This is a genomic window from Streptomyces sp. NPDC018026 (assembly GCF_044327745.1).
GTDB classification, from domain to species: Bacteria; Actinomycetota; Actinomycetes; order Streptomycetales; family Streptomycetaceae; genus Streptomyces; species Streptomyces rubrogriseus.
Window position 1 is genome coordinate 156,295 of the sequence record NZ_JBIRFY010000002.1, and the last position, 15,828, is coordinate 172,122.

The following is a 15,828-nucleotide window of genomic DNA, read 5'->3' on the forward strand; positions in this document are numbered from 1 at the left end:
GACGGCTGTCGCGTCGCTGCCGCACCCGGGTCGCGCGGCGTCGGGCGGGCTGCCCGCGATCGAGGAGTTGGGGATCATGAAGCTGTTGCGAGTCGGTACGGCGGGGTCGGAGCGGCCCGCGCTGCTCGACGCCGACGGGACCCTGCGAGACCTGTCGGGCGTCGTGACGGACATCGACGGCGAGCTGCTGGCCGACGAGGGCGCGCTCGGCCGGATCCGGTCCGCCGCCGAGGCCGGTGAGCTGCCCGCCCTGGACGGCACCGGGCTGCGCGTCGGGCCGCCGGTGGGACGCATCGGCAAGATCGTGTGCATCGGGCTGAACTACCACGACCACGCCCGCGAGACCGGGGCCGAGCCGCCCGCCGAGCCGGTCGTCTTCTTCAAGGCGCCGGACACGGTGGTCGGACCGCACGACACGGTGCTCGTGCCGCGCGGTTCCACCAAGACCGACTGGGAGGTCGAGCTGGCGGTCGTCATCGGACGCACCGCCCGCTACCTGGAGTCGGCGGAGGAGGGGCTCGCGTGTGTCGCGGGGTACGCGGTCGCGCACGACGTGTCGGAGCGGGAGTTCCAGATCGAGCGCGGCGGCACCTGGGACAAGGGCAAGAACTGCGAGACGTTCAACCCGCTGGGCCCGTGGCTGGTGACCGCCGACGAGGTGGCCGACCCGCAGCGGCTGTCGCTGCGGCTGTGGGTGAACGGCGAGTTGAGGCAGGACGGGACGACCGCGGAGCAGATCTTCCCCGTGGGGGAGGTCGTGCGGTACGTCAGCCGGTTCATGGTGCTGCGCCCCGGCGACGTCATCAACACCGGGACGCCGGCCGGGGTGGCGATGGGGCAGCCCGAACCGAAGCCCTACCTGCGGGCCGGGGACGTGGTCGAGCTGGAGGTCGAGGGGCTGGGGCGGCAGCGGCAGGAACTCAAGGGGGCCTGAGCGCGGGTCCGTCGGCGCGGGTGGCCCGCCCGCTCCGGCGGCGAGGGCGGGTGGCCCGCCCGCCCGTGCCGACGGCGAGCCAGGTGGGTGCCCGTGCCGGGCCCGTTCGTGTGACGGTCGTCCGGCACGCGAATGTTGTCCGGGGGACACGGGCCACCCACGTGAAGCCTGTGGGCCATGCACTCCATCAGACAACGCGTGGCCGCCCTCCGGCCCCGCCTGGGCCGGACCGGGCTGGCCTGCGCCCTCGTGGCGGGCCTCGCACCCGTCCTGGTCGTCGGGGCGGGGGCCTCGCAGGCGCAGGCCGCCCCGCTGCCCGGCGGACTCGGGCCGTGTGCCGGGCCGCTGTGCCCGGACGAGTTCCCCGAGATCAACAACGGCCCGTTCGCCGGGCGGGACAACGCCATCAACGTCTTCGCCGGTGACGACTTCCGCGTCCGCGGACGGGCCGCCGAGGCCGAGGGCCGGGTCGTCGTCCTCGACGACTTCGACATGAACAAGAGCGAGGGCGGCAGCGCCGTCTACGACATCGGCATCGCGGGCGTCGGCTCACGCGTGCCGCCGCCGGACGGCGCGGACTTCCTGACCACCGGCAACAACATCACGGTCGCCCCGGGGCAGCGGCTGCTCGCCGACGGCGGTGTCGTCCGCTACGGCGGGACGGTGACCGGGACCGTGACCGGCGACCTCGAACACGACCCGGACGCCGCCGACCCCTATCTCGCGCTGCGCGACCAGCTCACCGTGGCCAGCCAGTGCTACGCCCGGGTGGACGGCGAGCTCCGGACCGCCACCGGCACGGCCGTCAACCAGGGCTACCAGACCGTGTTCACCGGCGACGGCACGTCCGCGATCCAGGTGTTCAACGTGGACTTCGACCTCGCCAGTGCCTCCGGCGGGCAGCAGGGGATCGTCTTCGAGAACATCCCGGACGACGCGACCGTCCTGGTGAACATGCTCGGCTCCGAGCGCACCATCAACACCTACAGCGGGGGCATCGCCGACGACACCGACCCGCTCAACGCCTACCGCGAGCGTCTGTTGTGGAACTTCCCCGACGCCACCACGGCGAACTTCGTCGGCACCGGCCAGTTCCAGGGCAGCGTGCTGGTCGGACCGCAGAACTCCATGTCCACGGTGTCGCTGCCCGGCATCAACGGGCGCTTCTTCAGCAGCGGTTCCATCACCCACACCAGCGAGCAGACGGGCGTCGAGTTCCACGCCTACCCGTTCAACGGCGACCTGCCGGACTGCGGTGACGAACCTCCCGGCCCCGGCCCGGGCCCCGTGACGGGTGAGGTACGGGTCGAGAAGACCGACGCGGAGAGCGGGGACGCGCTGGCCGGGGCGGAGTTCGAGCTGTGGGAGGAGACCAACGGGGTCGACGGCCTCCAGACCGACGGCGCCAACCCCGACACGCAGGTGGGTGACGTCTGCACGACGGACACCGACGGCATCTGCGCGCAGACCGTGGCGACCGGTACGTACTACTGGCGTGAGACGGCCGTGCCCGACGGCTACGAGCTGCCCGACCCGAACGTCTTCGGCCCGCTGGAGCTGACCGAGGACAACGCCGAGGGCGGGGTGCAGGTCGAGGCGCAGAACACCCCCGAGGACGAGCCCGGTCCGGTGACGGGGCAGGTGCAGGTCGTCAAGACCGACGCGGAGAGCGGGGACGCGCTGGCCGGGGCGGAGTTCGAGCTGTGGGAGGAGACCAACGGGGTCGACGGCCTGCAGACCGACGGGGCCGACCCGGACACGCAGGTGGGTGACGTCTGCACGACGGACACCGACGGCGAGTGCACCCGGACGGTGGCGACCGGCACGTACTACTGGCGTGAGACGGCCGCACCCGACGGCTACGAACTGCCCGACCCGAACGTCTTCGGCCCGCTGGTCCTGACGGACGACAACGCCGAGGGCGGCGTGCGGGTCGAGGCCGAGAACACCGCCGGCGGCGAGACCGGCCCTGAGACCGGACAGGTGCGGATCAGGAAGATCGACGCCGAGTCGGGCGCCGTGCTGCCGGGAGCGGTCTTCGAGCTGTGGGAGGAGACCAACGGCGTCGACGGTCTCCAGACCGACGGCGCCGGCCCGGACACGCAGGTGGGCGGCGACTGCGTGACCGGCGCCCTGGGGCGGTGCGCGCGGACGGTGGAGGCCGGTACGTACTACTGGCGTGAGACGGCCGCGCCGGACGGCTACGAGCTGCCCGACCCGAACGTCTTCGGCCCGCTGGTGCTGACCGAGGGGAACCTCGACGAAGGCGTGCAGGTCGAGGCGGAGAACACCGCCGAGGACGAGCCCGGTCCGCCCGGACCCGACGACGAGGGCTCCATCGAGGTGGAGAAGACCGACGCGGGGAACGGCGAGCCGCTGGCCGGCGCGGAGTTCGAGCTGTGGGAGGAGACCAACGGGCTGGCCGGTCTCCAGACCTCCGGCGACAACGCCGACACCCTGACCGGGGACTGCACCACCGGCGCTGACGGCGGCTGTGTCTTCGAGGACCTCGAACCCGGGTCGTACTACCTGCGGGAGACCGCCGTGCCCGAGGGGTACGAGCTGCCCGCCGACCCGGTGACCGGCCCGATCAGGGTGACCGAGGCGAACGCCGAGGACGGCGTCACCGTGCGGATCGACAACGAGCGCGAGGGCGACGACGGCGGCGGCGACGGTGGCGACGACGGCCACGGCGGCTACGGCGGCTACGGCGACGGCGGCGACCACGAGGGCGACGGCGGGCACGACGGCGGGTACGGCTCGGGCTCCGGCTACGGCTCCGATTACGGAACCAAGTAGCGGCGGCGCGACCCGGACGCACACCACGCCGGTCGCGGGGATCTCACCCCGCGGCCGGCGTTCGCGCGTTCACCTCACCCGCGCCCGCCGTCACGCCAGCAGCGCGGCGAGCCGGCGCCAGCCCTCCCTCGGGAGGCGGGACATGTCGTCCTGCACCAGCTGGAGGGCCACGTGATCGGCGCCCGCGGCGTGGAAGGCGTCGATGCGGGCGCGGATCGTGGCCTCGTCGCCCCAGGCGAACACGGCGTCGACGAGGCGGTCGCTGCCGCCGCCGGTCACGTCGTCGTCCGTGAAGCCGAGGTTCAGGAAGTTCTTCGTGTAGTTCGGCAGCCTCAGGTACGCGGCGAGGTAGGCGCGGGCCGTCGCACGGGCGCGGGACGGGTCGGAGTCGAGGACGACCTTGAACTCGGGGGCCAGCAGCGGGCCCTCGCCGAGCCGCTCGCGGGCCTGCGCGGTGTGCTCCGGGGTGACCAGGTACGGGATCGCGCCCGCCGCCCGGTCCCGGGACAGGTCCAGCATCTTCGGGCCGAGCGCTGCCAGCACCCGGTGCCCGGAGCGCATCCCGGCCCGGTCCAGCTCGTCCAGGTAGCCGACCATCGTCGAGTACGGGCGGCGGTACCCCTCCACACGCGGGCCGTGGCTCACGCCGAGGCCGAGCACGAAGCGGCCCGGGTGGGACACCTCCAGCTCGGCGAAGCCCGCCGCCGCCTCGGACGCCTTGTGCTCCCAGATGCTCTGGATGCTGGTGCCGACCACGATCCGCTCGGTCGCCCCGATCAGCGGGGCGGCGTGCCGGGCGGCGCTGTTGCCGCCGAGCCACAGGGCGCCGTAGCCGAGCCGCTCCAGCTCGGCGGCGGCCTCGGCGCGTTCCGCCGCGCCCTCCGGATCCTCCGCGCGCAACGCGCCGCTCCAGACGCCGTACCGTCCGACCGATTCCTTCAGGGGAGCCGTCGCCTCGTTCATCGCTTGCGATCCCTCCGGTGGGCACCGTGATCAACCTGCGTGTCTGCCTGCCAACCACGGGTACCCACCGCTGATTCCCCGACCACGCCGCCCGGCGCGCCGCCCGGGGCCGGTCGGGCTACTCGCCCAGGAACCGCTCCAGCGCCTCGACGACCAGCCGGTGGTCCTCCACCTGCGGCAGCCCGGAGACCGTCACCGCGCCCACGACGCCGACGTCGGCGACGGTGAGGGGGAAGGAGCCGCCGTGTGCCGCGTACACGTCGGGGTCGAGCCGCGAGGACTCCTCGAAGCTCGTGCCCTTGGCCCGGAAACGCGAGCCGACCAGGTACGAGGCCGCGCCGTACCGCTCCACGACGCGGCGCTTGCGGGCGATCCAGGCGTCGTTGTCGGGGGCCGAGCCGGGCAGTGCGGCGTGGAAGAGCTGCTGTCCGGCACGGTGGATGTCGATGGCGACCGGGGCCTCGCGCTCCCGGGCCAGCTCGACGAGCAGGGAGCCCAGCGCCCACGCGTCGTCGTTCGTGAACCGGCGGAAGACCAGGCGGCGTTCCTGCTCCTCCAGCTCCGCGACGGTGGGCGGCGTCGGTGCGGTGCTCACAGGGACACCACCACTGAGTCGCGGGCGGACCGGCGGGCCGCCTCCAGCACGTCCAGGGCGGCGGCCGCCTCCAGCGCGTCCACCGGGTTCGGGCCGCCCTCACGCAGGGCCTTCGCCACCGCCGCGTAGTACGCGGGGTAGTCGCCCGCGACGGTCGCCGCCACCTGTCCGCCGCCGGTCAGCGGGGACTCCCCGGCACCGATGCGGCCCCACAGCGACTCGTCCTCCTCGCCCCAGCCGGGACCCGGCCGCTTGCCCTCGCGCAGCGCCGCCTCCTGCGGGTCGAGGCCGTGCTTGACGTAGCCCGCCTTCGAGCCGAGCACCCGGAAGCGGGGGCCGAGCTGGGCGGCGGTGGAGGAGACGTAGAGGTGGGAGCGGACGCCGTTCGCGTGCGTGAGCGCGAGGAACGTGTCGTCGTCCGCCGCCGCGCCCGCCCGCCGGACCACGGACTCGGCGTACACCTGCGTGACCGGGCCGAAGAGGACCAGGGCCTGGTCGACGACGTGGCTGCCGAGGTCGTACAGGAGACCGCCGATTTCCGACGGGTCGCCGGACTCACGCCAGCCGCCCTTCGGCTTCGGCCGCCAGCGCTCGAAGCGGGACTCGAAGCGCCACACGTCGCCCAGCGCGTCCTCGGCGAGCAGCTCGCGCAGGGTGAGGAAGTCGTTGTCCCAGCGGCGGTTCTGGAAGACGGAGAGCAGCAGGCCGCGCTCCTCGGCCAGGGCGGCCAGCGCACGTGCCTCGGCCGCCGTGCCCGCCACCGGCTTGTCCACCACGACCGGCAGACCGGCCTCCAGGGCCCGGGTCGCGAGCGGTACGTGCGTCTTGTTCGGGGACGCGACGACGACCAGGTCCAGCTCGGCGGCCCGGTCGAACAGCTCGTCCGGGCCCGCGACGGTGCGCACGTCCGGGAACTCGGCGCGGGCCTGCTGCTGCCGCTCCGGGTTCGAGGTGACGACCGTGTCCAGGGTCAGGCCCTCGGTGGCGGCGATCAGCGGGGCGTGGAAGACGGAGCCCGCGAGGCCGTAGCCGACGAGGCCGACGCGCAGCGGGGGAGTGCCGGGAGGGGTAGCAGTCATGCGTCCACTTTCGCAACGGTGTTGCCAAAGTGCAAGCGCCGGAGACAATGGGGGTGTGAACAGGACGATCGGCGGCGACACGCGGGGCTCGGCGGGCGGCGGCATGCGGGGCTCGGCGGGCGGCGCCAATCTGCTCGCCCTGCGCAGCCACAACACCGCCCTGGTGCTCGGCCTGCTGCGCGGCGCCGGTGCCGAGGGGATCAGCCGGCTGGAGCTCGCCGAGCGCACCGGGCTCACCCCGCAGGCGGTCAGCAAGATCACCGCCCGGCTCCGGGGCGAGGGCCTGGCCGCCGAGGCCGGACGCCGCGCGTCCACCGGCGGCAAGCCGCGCACGGTGCTGCGCCTGGTGCCCGGGGCGGGCCACGCCGTCGGCGTCCACCTGGACCGCGACGAGCTGCGTGCGGTGCTGGTCGACCTCGACGGCGCCGTGGTGGCGGAGCGGCGCGCCCCGCTGGACCTGGGCGCGGGCGCGGAGACCGTGCTGGCGGGGGTGGCGCGGGCGGCGGAGGAACTCGCGGCGGAGGGGCTGGCGGCGGAGGGGCCGACGCCTGCCGTCCCGCGGGGCGCGGGCGCTCGGCCGCCGGGCGGTGCTCTCGCCGCCGCTCCCACCCTCCTCGGGCTCGGGGCCGCCCTCCCGGGACCGCTCGACCATGTGCGCGGCGTGCTGCACCGGGTCACCGGCTTCCCGGAGTGGGACGGCTACCCGCTGCGGGACGCGCTGGAGCGGCGGCTGGGCGTGCCGGTCGTCGTCGACAAGGACACCAACGCGGCGGCGCTCGGCCTCGCGGTCGGCGGCGCGGGACACGAGGGGGGCGGCGGGGCCGGCGCGGGCGCCGAGGCCGGCTCCTTCGCGTATCTGCACCTCGGTACGGGACTCGGCGCCGGGCTCGTCTTCGGCGGCGGCGTGCACCGGGGCGCCCGGACCGGCGCCGGGGAGTTCGGGCACCAGGTCGTCCAGCTCGACGGGCCGCCCTGCACCTGCGGCGCCCGGGGCTGCATAGAGGCCCTGTGCCTCGCCGCCGTCGCCCGCGGGGACCTCGCGGAGGCGGCGAGGGTGCTCGGCGCGGGCGCCGCGAACCTCGCCGGGCTGCTGGACATCGACCAGGTGCTGCTGGGCGGCCGTACCGTCGCCGCCGCGCCCGAGGCCTTCGTCCACGGTGTCGGCGCGGTCCTCGACGCCCGCGCCCGGCGCGAGGGCGGTCACGACGGCGCCGTACCGGTGCGGCTCGCGCCGGGCGGGCCGCGCGGCGTCGCGGAGGGCGCGGCCCAACTGCTGCTCGCCCCCCTCTTCCACGGCAACGGCGGCTGACCGCCCCCGCCCGCACCGTCGCCGCCCGGACCGCCGGACCGCGCGTCCCCGGGGCCCGTGAACTCGCCGGGGCGGGAGGCGCGTCACCCGGGTCTGCGAACATCCCTCCGTGGACTATCCGAACGACCAGGCCCCCGGGGCCCCCGTCCGCTCCGGGATCCCCGAGCACGGGCGCGTGCCGAAGTACTACGCCGTCAAGGCGCGGATCGACCGTCTCGTCGGAGAGCTGGGGGAGGGCAGCGCCATCCCCACCGAGCGGGACCTGTCCGAGCGCTACGGGGTCGCCCGCGAGACCGTGCGGCAGGCCCTGCGGGAACTCCTCCTGGAGGGCAAGCTGCGCCGCCGGGGACGCGGCACCGTCGTGGCCGGACCCAAGCTGGCGCAGCCGTTGTCCCTGGCCAGCTACACCGAGGGCGTCCGGCGCCAGGGGCGTACCCCCGGCCGTGCGCTCGTCACCCTCGACCGCTTCCCCTGCCCGGACGCGCTCGCCGCCGAGACCGGCCTCACGCGCGGGGAGCCCGTCTGGCACCTGGAGCGCGTCCTGCTCGCGGACGACGAACGGGTCGGGCTGGAGAGCACGTACGTCGCCGTGGCCCGCGTCCCCGGCCTCGACACCGCCTTCGACCCCGACTCGTCCTTCTACGCCCACCTCGCCGCCCAGGACATCGCCTTCGGGGACGCCGACGAACGCATCGAGACCGTCCTCGCGACCCCGCGCGAGGCCCTGCTCATCGGCACCCCGCCGGCCCTCCCGATGCTGCTCATCCACCGCGTCTCCCGGGACACGGAGGGCCGCCCGCTGGAGCGGGTGCGCACGCTCTACCGCGGCGACCGCTTCTCCTTCACCACCCACCTGCGCGGCTGAAAGACACCACCTGCCGAGCACCCGTGCGCATAACGAAAAGATAACGGGTCTAGCCCAAACGTGATGACCAGTTCACGCTCTCGTCGTCGGCCGGATTCCTCCGGTTCCCCGATGCCAAGGAGCGTGGCGGTCGTGAGAGTGATAGTCGTCGGAGCCGGCGTGGTGGGAACCATGCACGCCTGGCACGCAGTGAACCGCGGCCACGAGGTCGTACAGATCGAGCGCGAGACCGAGGCCCGGGGCGCCTCGCTGCGCAACTTCGGCCAGATCTGGGTCAGTGGCCGCGCGGGCGGTGCGGAGCTGGAGACCGCGCTGCGGGCCCGGGAACTGTGGGAGGAGATCGGCGGCCGGATCCCGGCCCTCGGCTTCCGCCCGAACGGCTCCCTGACCCCGCTGCGCGGTGACCTGGAGCTGGCCGTCGCCGAGGCGGCCGTCGCCCGCCCGGACGCCGCCGCCCGCGGCCACAAGCTGCTCACCGCCGGTGAGGCCCGCACCCTGAACCCGGCCCTGCGCGGCGCGTTCGACGCCGCGCTGTACTGCGAGCGCGACGCCGCCGTGGAACCGCGCACCGCACAGCTCGCGCTGCGCGCGGAACTCCGCAGGTCCCCGCGCTACACCTTCCTGCCCGGCCGCGAGGTCCGCGACGTCGTCGGCGAACACGCCGTCCGCGACGACCACGGCGACACCCACCGCGGCGACGTCGTCGTCCTCGCCACCGGCGCCTGGCTCGGCGGCCTCGTGCGCGAACTGGCCGGGCCCGAACTGCCCGTGCGCCGGGTGCGGCTCCAGATGATGCAGACCGACCCGCTCGGCGAACCGCTCACCACCTCGGTCGCCGACGCCGACAGCTTCCGCTACTACCCCGCGTACGGCTCGCCCGCCCTGGACGAGCTGAACGCCCGGCAGCCGCAGCCCGCCACGGCCGCCGAGCACCGGATGCAGCTGCTGATGGTCCAGCGCGCCGACGGCGGCCTGACCATCGGCGACACCCACGAGTACGAGCACCCCTTCGCCTTCGACACCGTCGAGGACCCCTACGAGCACCTCACCGGCGTCGTCGAGTCCCTCCTCGGCCGCCCGCTGCCCCGGATCCGCCGCCGCTGGGCCGGGGTGTACGCGCAGTGCACCGACCCGGGCCGCGTCGTGCACCGGCAGCGGGTGCGCGAGGGCGTGTGGCTGGTCACCGGGCCCGGCGGGCGCGGCATGACCTGCTCACCCGCGATAGCCGAGACCACCGCGAACGAACTGGGCTGGTAGCACCCTGATGACCTCGACGACCTCGACGACCACGACGACCACGACCTCCCCCGACATCCGCCTCGTCGTCCTCGACATGGCCGGCACCACCGTCGCCGACGGCGGCCTGGTCGAGCGCGCCTTCGACACCGCCGCCCGCGCACTGGGCGTCGAGCCCGGCACCCCGGACCACGCCGAGAAACTCGCCTACGTCCGCGCCACCATGGGCGAGTCCAAGATCTCCGTCTTCCGGCACCTGTTCGGCGACGAGGACCGCGCCCGGCGCGCCAACACCGCCTTCGAGCAGGCGTACGGCGAACTCGTCGACGGCGGCCTCATCGCCCCGGTCCCCGGCGCCCGCGAGGCCGTCGAGGAGCTGGCCGCCGACGGCCGCACCGTCGTCCTCAGCACCGGCTTCGCCCGCGTCACCCAGGACGCCATCCTCGCTGCCCTCGGTTGGCAGGACCTGGTGCCGCTCACGCTGTGCCCCGCCGACGCCGGCGGACGCGGACGCCCGTACCCGGACATGGTGCTCACCGCCTTCCTGAGCACCGGCGCCGCCGACGACGTACGCCAGGTCGCCGTCGTCGGCGACACCTCGTACGACGTGCTCAGCGGCGTGCGCGCCGGAGCGGGACTGGTCGCCGGGGTGCGCACCGGGGCGCACGGCGACGACGCCTTCCGCGAGGCGGGCGCCAGTCACGTGCTGGACTCCGTCGCCGCTCTGCCCGCCCTCCTGCGGGGAGCAGCCGGCTGATGAGCACCACAAGCAGCGGCATCCGCTTCGACTCGGTCACCGTCGCCTACGACGGCAACGTCGTCCTCGACGCCCTCGACCTCACCGTCGAACCCGGCGAGGTCATGGCGCTGCTCGGGCCGTCCGGCTCCGGCAAGACCACCGCGCTGCGGGCGGTCGCCGGGTTCGTCCGGCCCGCCTCCGGGCGGGTGTTCCTCGGCGACCGCGACGTCACCGGCCTGCCCCCGCACCGGCGCGGCATCGGCATGGTCGTCCAGCAGTACGCCCTGTTCCCGCACATGCGGGTGGCGGACAACGTCGCCTTCGGGCTGAAGGCCCGCAAGGTCCCCAAGGCCCAGATCCGCACCCGGGTCGCCGAGGCACTGGACATGACCGGCATGGGCGCCTACGCCCGCCGCCACCCGCGCGAGCTGTCCGGCGGCCAGCAGCAGCGCGTCGCGATCGCCCGCGCGCTCGCCGTCCGGCCCGACGTACTGCTGCTCGACGAGCCGCTGTCCGCCCTCGACGCCCAGCTGCGCTCCGGCATGCTCGCCGAACTGGCCCGCCTGCACCGCGAACTGCCCGACGTGTCGATCCTGTACGTCACCCACGACCAGGTCGAGGCCCTCACCCTCGCCGACCGGATCGCCGTGATGGACCGGGCCCGCCTCCAGGCCTGCGGCACCCCGCGCGAGCTGTACCGGGCACCGGCCAACGCGTTCACGGCGTCCTTCGTCGGCAACGCGAACCTGCTGCCGGTGACGGTGGGCGCCGGCGGGGTCTCCTTCGCCGACGCCGAGATCGAGGTGGACACGGGGGGTGCCGCGCGTGGCGCGTCGGCCACCCTGTGCGTACGGCCGCATCTGGTCGGGCTCGGCGACGGGCCCAACCGGCTCACCGGCACGCTGCGGGACATCCAGTGGCGGGGCGCGACGCACCGCCTGTACGTCGAAGTGGACGGCCACCGGATCATGGCCGACCTGCGCGAGCTGAAGGCTCCGCCGGTGCACGGGGAGCCGGTGAGCCTGCACTTCGCGCCCGAGGACGCGGTGCTGCTGCCCGCGGGGGTGAGCACCGATGCGGAGTAGAACGGCGTACCTGTGGGCCCTGCCGCCCGTGGCCCTGCTCGCCCTCTTCTTCCTCTACCCCCTCGCACTCGTCGTCCAGCAGTCCTTCCAGCCGGACACCGGCGGCACCTCCCTGGAGCCGTACGCCGACGTCCTCGCCTCCACCGCCTTCCGGGACGCCCTGTGGACCACCGTGTGGCTGGCCGCCGCCGCCACCGCCGGATGCCTGGTGCTCGGGTTCGTCCTCGCGCTGGTCATCGCCTTCGTGCCGTTCCCCGGGGCGAAGGCGGTGGCCCGCTTCGTCGACGTCTTCCTGTCCTTCCCGTCCTTCCTGATCACGCTCGCCCTGCTGTTCGTCTACGGCACGGTCGGCATGGCCAACGGCGCGTGGACCGACGTCACGGGGGCGGCCCAGGGGCCGTTCCGGTTCCTCACCACGCCCTGGGGCGTGCTCCTCGCGGAGATCACGTACTTCACGCCCTTCGTGATGCGCCCGCTGCTCGCCGCCTTCTCGCAACTCGACACCGGGCAGCTGGAGGCCGCCGGTTCGCTGGGCGCCCGCGCCCCGCGCATCGTCCGGCACATCATCCTGCCCGAGGCGCTGCCCGCCCTCGCGGCCGGCGGCAGCCTGGTCCTCGTCCTGTGCCTGAACGAGTTCGGCATCGTCCTGTTCACCGGAGCCAAGGGCGTCACGACCCTGCCGACGCTCGTCTACGGCAAGGCGATCCTGGAGTCCGACTACCCGGGCGCCTGCGTGGTCGCCGTCGTCAACGTCCTGATCTCCGTGGGCCTCTACGGCCTCTACCGGGTGGTGAGCCGCCGTGCTGGTGCATAGCCGCGGAGCGAGGTGGGCCGTGTGGGCGCTCTTCCTCGTCCTCTTCCTGCCGCTGTTCGCCCTCCCGCTCCTCGTGGTCCTCGGCGCCTCCTTCGCCACCAACTGGTCCGGCGTACTGCCCTCCGGCCCCACCACCGCCCACTACGCGGCCGCCACCCGCGGCGAAGCCCTCCAGGCGCTCACCACCAGCCTGGTCACCGCCATCGCCGCCAGCCTCCTCGCCCTCGCCACCGGCACCTGGGCCGCCCTCGCCGCGGCGGCGCTGAAGCAGCGCCACCGCAAGGTGCTCGACGCCCTCTTCGTGCTGCCGCTCGCGGTGCCCTCCGTCGTCGTGGGACTCGCGACCCTGGTCGCCTTCTCCCAGCCGCCGATGCTGCTCAACGGCACCCGCTGGATCGTGATCATCGCCCACACCGTGCTGGTCACCGCCTTCGCCCACCAGTCCGTGTCCGCCGCCCTCACCCGCCTCGATCCGGCCTACGAGCAGGCAGCCGCGTCACTGGGCGCCTCACCGGCGTACGTCCTGTGGCGGGTGAGGCTGCCCCTGCTGCTGCCGTCCCTGACCGCCGCCGCCGGGCTCTGCTTCGCCCTGTCCATGGGCGAGCTGAGCGCCACGATGATGCTCTACCCGCCCGACTGGACCCCGCTGCCCGTCCTCGTCTACGCGGCCACCGACCGCGGCGCCCTGTTCACCGGCTCCGCCGTCGCCGTGGTCCTCATGGCGGCCACCCTGCTGGTGCTGCTCGCCGTCTCCCGGATCCGCACCAGAGCCTCCTACCGCTGAACCAGCCCCTCCCGTCCCTCCCGTCCCGTCACGCAAGGAGTCCACCTCGCCATGCCCAGGAACGCCCTCAAGCCGCTCACCGCGCTCACCGCCGTCACCGCCCTCGCCGTCCCGCTGACCGCCTGCTCCGGCACCTCCGCCGCCTCCGACGAGAACGTCGTCACCGTCTACAGCGCCGACGGCCTCAAGGGCGAGAACGGCGACGGCTGGTACGACCAGGTGTTCAAGGACTTCGAGAAGGAGACCGGCATCAAGGTCGAGTACGTCGAAGGCGGCTCCGGCGAGATGGTGCAGCGCACCGTCCGCGAGAAGCGCAACCCGCAGGCCGACGTCCTCGTCACCCTCCCGCCCTTCATCCAGCAGGCCGACACCAAGGGCCTGCTCCAGAAGTACGCCCCGAAGGGCGCCGAGCGGGTCAGCAGCGCCGACAAGGCCGCGAACGGCACCTGGACCGCCGTCGTCAACAACTACTTCGGCTTCGTCCACAACAGGAAGGAGCTGAAGCAGGCCCCCGCCACCTGGGAGGACCTGCTCGATGCGAAGTACAAGAACAAGCTCCAGTACTCCACCCCCGGCGTCGCCGGCGACGGCACCGCCGTCCTCATCAAGGCCATGCACGACTTCGGCGGCGAGCAGCCCGCCATGGAGTACCTGAAGAAGCTCCAGGCCAACAACGTCGGCCCGTCCGCCTCCACCGGCAAACTCGCCCCCAAGGTCGACAAGGGCGAACTGCTCGTCGCCAACGGCGACGTGCAGATGAACTACGCCCAGTCCAAGTCCATGCCCAACCTCGGCATCTGGTTCCCGGCCCCCGAGGGCGGCAGGCCCACCACCTTCGCCCTGCCCTACGCGGCCGGCCTGGTCACCGACGCCCCGCACACCGAGAACGGGAAGAAGCTCCTCGACCACCTGCTGAGCCAGAAGGCACAGCGGCAGGTCAGCGAGATCGGCGGCGGCTTCGCGGCCCGCCAGGACGTCAAGGCCACCGACGCCAACGCCATCGCCCTCACCAGGCTGATGGACGGCGTGGAGGTCTTCGAACCCGACTGGAACGACATCGAGGAGAACCTCACCTCCTACATCGACGCCTGGAAGGAAGCCACCGGAAGCTGAGACGGCCGTTCCCACAAGATCCCGCACTGTCTAGGCTGGGGCGCACGCAGGACCGCGCAGGCAGGAGACCCGCACATGGCAGACCGCAAGCCCATCGAGTCGTGGCTCACCGACATGGACGGGGTCCTCATCCACGAAGGCGTGCCGATCCCCGGCGCCGACGCCTTCATCAAGAGGCTCCGCGAATCCGGCAAGCCCTTCCTGGTCCTCACCAACAACTCGATCTACACCCCGCGCGACCTGCACGCCCGGCTGCGCCGCATGGGGCTGGAAGTGCCGATCGAGGCCATCTGGACCTCGGCGCTGGCCACCGCCCAGTTCCTGGAGGACCAGCGGCCCGGCGGCTCGGCGTACGTCATCGGCGAGGCGGGACTGACCACGGCCCTGCACGACATCGGCTACATCCTCACCGACCACGACCCCGACTACGTGGTCCTCGGCGAGACCCGCACCTACTCCTTCGAGGCCATGACGAAGGCGGTACGGCTGATCAACGCCGGCGCCCGCTTCATCTGCACCAACCCCGACGAGACCGGCCCCTCCGCCGAGGGGCCGCTCCCGGCGACCGGCGCGGTGGCCGCCCTGATCACCAAGGCGACCGGCAAGCAGCCGTACTTCGCGGGCAAGCCCAACCCGCTGATGATGCGCACCGGGCTCAACGCGATCGGCGCCCACTCCGAGACCAGCGCGATGATCGGCGACCGCATGGACACCGACGTGCTGGCCGGCATGGAGGCCGGGATGCAGACCTTCCTCGTCCTGACCGGCCTCACCCGGCCCGAGCAGGTGGAGAACTTCCCGTACCGCCCGTCCCAGGTGGTCGACTCCATCGCGGACCTCGTGGAACGGGTCTGAAACGCGGACCTCCTCCGCATGACCCGATCGGAGTAGCCCCGACCCCGCGCGGGATGCGGTGCCGGGGCTCGCGGGGCAGCCTCCAGGTAACTGGAGGTACACGATGGGCTCACTGAAAGTAACCCTCTGTGCGGGTGCCGCGCTGGCCACCGCGTTGTGCGCACCGGCGGCCTACACCTACGCGGCGGACGGCGGCGGCATCTCCGTGTCGCCGTCCTCGCCCGCCCCCGGCACCGACGTCACGCTCCGCGTGCCCGACTGCACCGAGAAGACGGCGGTCGCCGTGTCCGCGGCCTTCGAGTCGGACGTACGGCTCAGCCTGGCCGCGGGAGACGGCGTCCTCGTCGGCTCCAGCCAGGTCCGCACCAGCGTCCGGGCCGGTGCGTACGCCGTGCAGGTCAAGTGCGGCGAGCAGGCGCGCAAGGGCACCATCACCGTCCACGACGAGCGGCGCCCGACCGCACCCGCCTCGCCCGTCGCCCCCGTCGACGCGGGCGGCGGCGGCACCGCGGAGCTGGCCGCGTCGGGGACCGGGGACGGGGCGCGCGTCGATCCCCCCGGCACCGCGCACACCGTGACCGGCCTGGTGCTCGCGGGCATCGCCGCCGTCGCCGTGGCCCTGCGCGGCGTCCGCAGCCGGAGCCGCAGGACGGACTGA

The 15,828-nt window shown here is 73.6% G+C and carries 15 protein-coding genes; 12 read left to right on the forward strand and 3 right to left on the reverse strand.

The annotated features are described in order from the left end of the window. The first annotated feature begins 76 nt into the window (after positions 1-76). Both ACH4D3_RS06320 and ACH4D3_RS06325 read left to right on the forward strand, forming a co-directional pair. Entirely contained in the window at positions 77-934 is an 858-nt protein-coding gene (locus ACH4D3_RS06320) for a fumarylacetoacetate hydrolase family protein (RefSeq protein WP_398316997.1), read from the forward strand. A gap of 177 nt (positions 935-1,111) precedes the next feature. Then, positions 1,112-3,733 carry a SpaA isopeptide-forming pilin-related protein gene (locus ACH4D3_RS06325; RefSeq protein ID WP_398316999.1) on the forward strand — a complete coding sequence of 874 codons (2,622 nt, stop codon included), beginning with the start codon at positions 1,112-1,114 and terminating at the stop codon, positions 3,731-3,733. Positions 3,734-3,823: 90 nt separating this feature from the next. Here the strand turns inward: ACH4D3_RS06325 and ACH4D3_RS06330 are convergent, their stop codons facing one another. The 3 genes from ACH4D3_RS06330 to ACH4D3_RS06340 all read right to left on the reverse strand — a co-directional run bounded on the left by ACH4D3_RS06330 (position 3,824) and on the right by ACH4D3_RS06340 (position 6,370). After that, a complete protein-coding gene (locus ACH4D3_RS06330) occupies positions 3,824-4,696 on the reverse strand; it encodes an LLM class F420-dependent oxidoreductase (RefSeq protein ID WP_398317002.1) in 873 nt (290 codons plus the stop codon). A gap of 118 nt (positions 4,697-4,814) precedes the next feature. Beyond that, positions 4,815-5,291, reverse strand: a complete 477-nt coding sequence (locus ACH4D3_RS06335; protein ID WP_398317005.1) for a heme-degrading domain-containing protein — start codon at positions 5,289-5,291, stop codon at positions 4,815-4,817. After that, entirely contained in the window at positions 5,288-6,370 is a 1,083-nt protein-coding gene (locus ACH4D3_RS06340) for a Gfo/Idh/MocA family oxidoreductase (RefSeq protein WP_398317008.1), read from the reverse strand. Before ACH4D3_RS06340 ends, ACH4D3_RS06335 begins: the two co-directional genes overlap by 4 nt. A gap of 103 nt (positions 6,371-6,473) precedes the next feature. Here ACH4D3_RS06340 and ACH4D3_RS06345 point away from each other — a divergent pair, with 103 nt between their 5' ends. The 10 genes from ACH4D3_RS06345 (at position 6,474) to ACH4D3_RS06390 (ending at position 15,828) form a co-directional block, all read left to right on the forward strand. Beyond that, positions 6,474-7,679, forward strand: coding sequence for an ROK family protein (locus tag ACH4D3_RS06345; RefSeq protein ID WP_398318884.1), 1,206 nt, complete (start codon positions 6,474-6,476; stop codon positions 7,677-7,679). 109 nt (positions 7,680-7,788) lie between these two features. Continuing rightward, positions 7,789-8,544 (forward strand): GntR family transcriptional regulator, encoded by a 756-nt coding sequence (locus ACH4D3_RS06350; RefSeq protein ID WP_398317011.1) that lies wholly within the window; start codon positions 7,789-7,791, stop codon positions 8,542-8,544. A gap of 111 nt (positions 8,545-8,655) precedes the next feature. Continuing rightward, positions 8,656-9,801 (forward strand): TIGR03364 family FAD-dependent oxidoreductase, encoded by a 1,146-nt coding sequence (locus ACH4D3_RS06355; protein WP_398317014.1) that lies wholly within the window; start codon positions 8,656-8,658, stop codon positions 9,799-9,801. A gap of 7 nt (positions 9,802-9,808) precedes the next feature. Further along, positions 9,809-10,537 carry an HAD family hydrolase gene (locus ACH4D3_RS06360; protein WP_398317017.1) on the forward strand — a complete coding sequence of 243 codons (729 nt, stop codon included), beginning with the start codon at positions 9,809-9,811 and terminating at the stop codon, positions 10,535-10,537. Beyond that, positions 10,537-11,604, forward strand: a complete 1,068-nt coding sequence (locus tag ACH4D3_RS06365) for an ABC transporter ATP-binding protein (RefSeq protein ID WP_398317019.1) — start codon at positions 10,537-10,539, stop codon at positions 11,602-11,604. Before ACH4D3_RS06360 ends, ACH4D3_RS06365 begins: the two co-directional genes overlap by 1 nt. After that, on the forward strand, positions 11,594-12,418 hold the full coding sequence (locus tag ACH4D3_RS06370; RefSeq protein ID WP_398317022.1) for a 2-aminoethylphosphonate ABC transporter permease subunit: 825 nt from the start codon (positions 11,594-11,596) through the stop codon (positions 12,416-12,418). The genes ACH4D3_RS06365 and ACH4D3_RS06370 overlap by 11 nt, the downstream gene beginning before the upstream one ends. Next, a complete protein-coding gene (locus tag ACH4D3_RS06375; RefSeq protein WP_398317025.1) occupies positions 12,405-13,202 on the forward strand; it encodes an ABC transporter permease in 798 nt (265 codons plus the stop codon). Before ACH4D3_RS06370 ends, ACH4D3_RS06375 begins: the two co-directional genes overlap by 14 nt. A gap of 51 nt (positions 13,203-13,253) precedes the next feature. Next, a complete protein-coding gene (locus ACH4D3_RS06380) occupies positions 13,254-14,315 on the forward strand; it encodes a 2-aminoethylphosphonate ABC transporter substrate-binding protein (protein WP_398317028.1) in 1,062 nt (353 codons plus the stop codon). A gap of 75 nt (positions 14,316-14,390) precedes the next feature. Beyond that, positions 14,391-15,170 carry an HAD-IIA family hydrolase gene (locus ACH4D3_RS06385; RefSeq protein WP_398317031.1) on the forward strand — a complete coding sequence of 260 codons (780 nt, stop codon included), beginning with the start codon at positions 14,391-14,393 and terminating at the stop codon, positions 15,168-15,170. Positions 15,171-15,273: 103 nt separating this feature from the next. Next, a complete protein-coding gene (locus ACH4D3_RS06390; protein WP_398317033.1) occupies positions 15,274-15,828 on the forward strand; it encodes a hypothetical protein in 555 nt (184 codons plus the stop codon).

Coding starts and splice junctions, on each gene's coding strand:
- ACH4D3_RS06320 (WP_398316997.1), top strand. CDS start 77: ATGAAGCTGTTGCGAGTCGGTACGGCGGGGTCGGAGCGGCCCGCGCTG.
- ACH4D3_RS06325 (WP_398316999.1), top strand. CDS start 1,112: ATGCACTCCATCAGACAACGCGTGGCCGCCCTCCGGCCCCGCCTGGGC.
- ACH4D3_RS06330 (WP_398317002.1), bottom strand. CDS start 4,696: ATGAACGAGGCGACGGCTCCCCTGAAGGAATCGGTCGGACGGTACGGC.
- ACH4D3_RS06340 (WP_398317008.1), bottom strand. CDS start 6,370: ATGACTGCTACCCCTCCCGGCACTCCCCCGCTGCGCGTCGGCCTCGTC.
- ACH4D3_RS06345 (WP_398318884.1), top strand. CDS start 6,474: ATGCGGGGCTCGGCGGGCGGCGCCAATCTGCTCGCCCTGCGCAGCCAC.
- ACH4D3_RS06355 (WP_398317014.1), top strand. CDS start 8,656: ATGCCAAGGAGCGTGGCGGTCGTGAGAGTGATAGTCGTCGGAGCCGGC.
- ACH4D3_RS06360 (WP_398317017.1), top strand. CDS start 9,809: ATGACCTCGACGACCTCGACGACCACGACGACCACGACCTCCCCCGAC.
- ACH4D3_RS06365 (WP_398317019.1), top strand. CDS start 10,537: ATGAGCACCACAAGCAGCGGCATCCGCTTCGACTCGGTCACCGTCGCC.
- ACH4D3_RS06370 (WP_398317022.1), top strand. CDS start 11,594: ATGCGGAGTAGAACGGCGTACCTGTGGGCCCTGCCGCCCGTGGCCCTG.
- ACH4D3_RS06380 (WP_398317028.1), top strand. CDS start 13,254: ATGCCCAGGAACGCCCTCAAGCCGCTCACCGCGCTCACCGCCGTCACC.
- ACH4D3_RS06385 (WP_398317031.1), top strand. CDS start 14,391: ATGGCAGACCGCAAGCCCATCGAGTCGTGGCTCACCGACATGGACGGG.
- ACH4D3_RS06390 (WP_398317033.1), top strand. CDS start 15,274: ATGGGCTCACTGAAAGTAACCCTCTGTGCGGGTGCCGCGCTGGCCACC.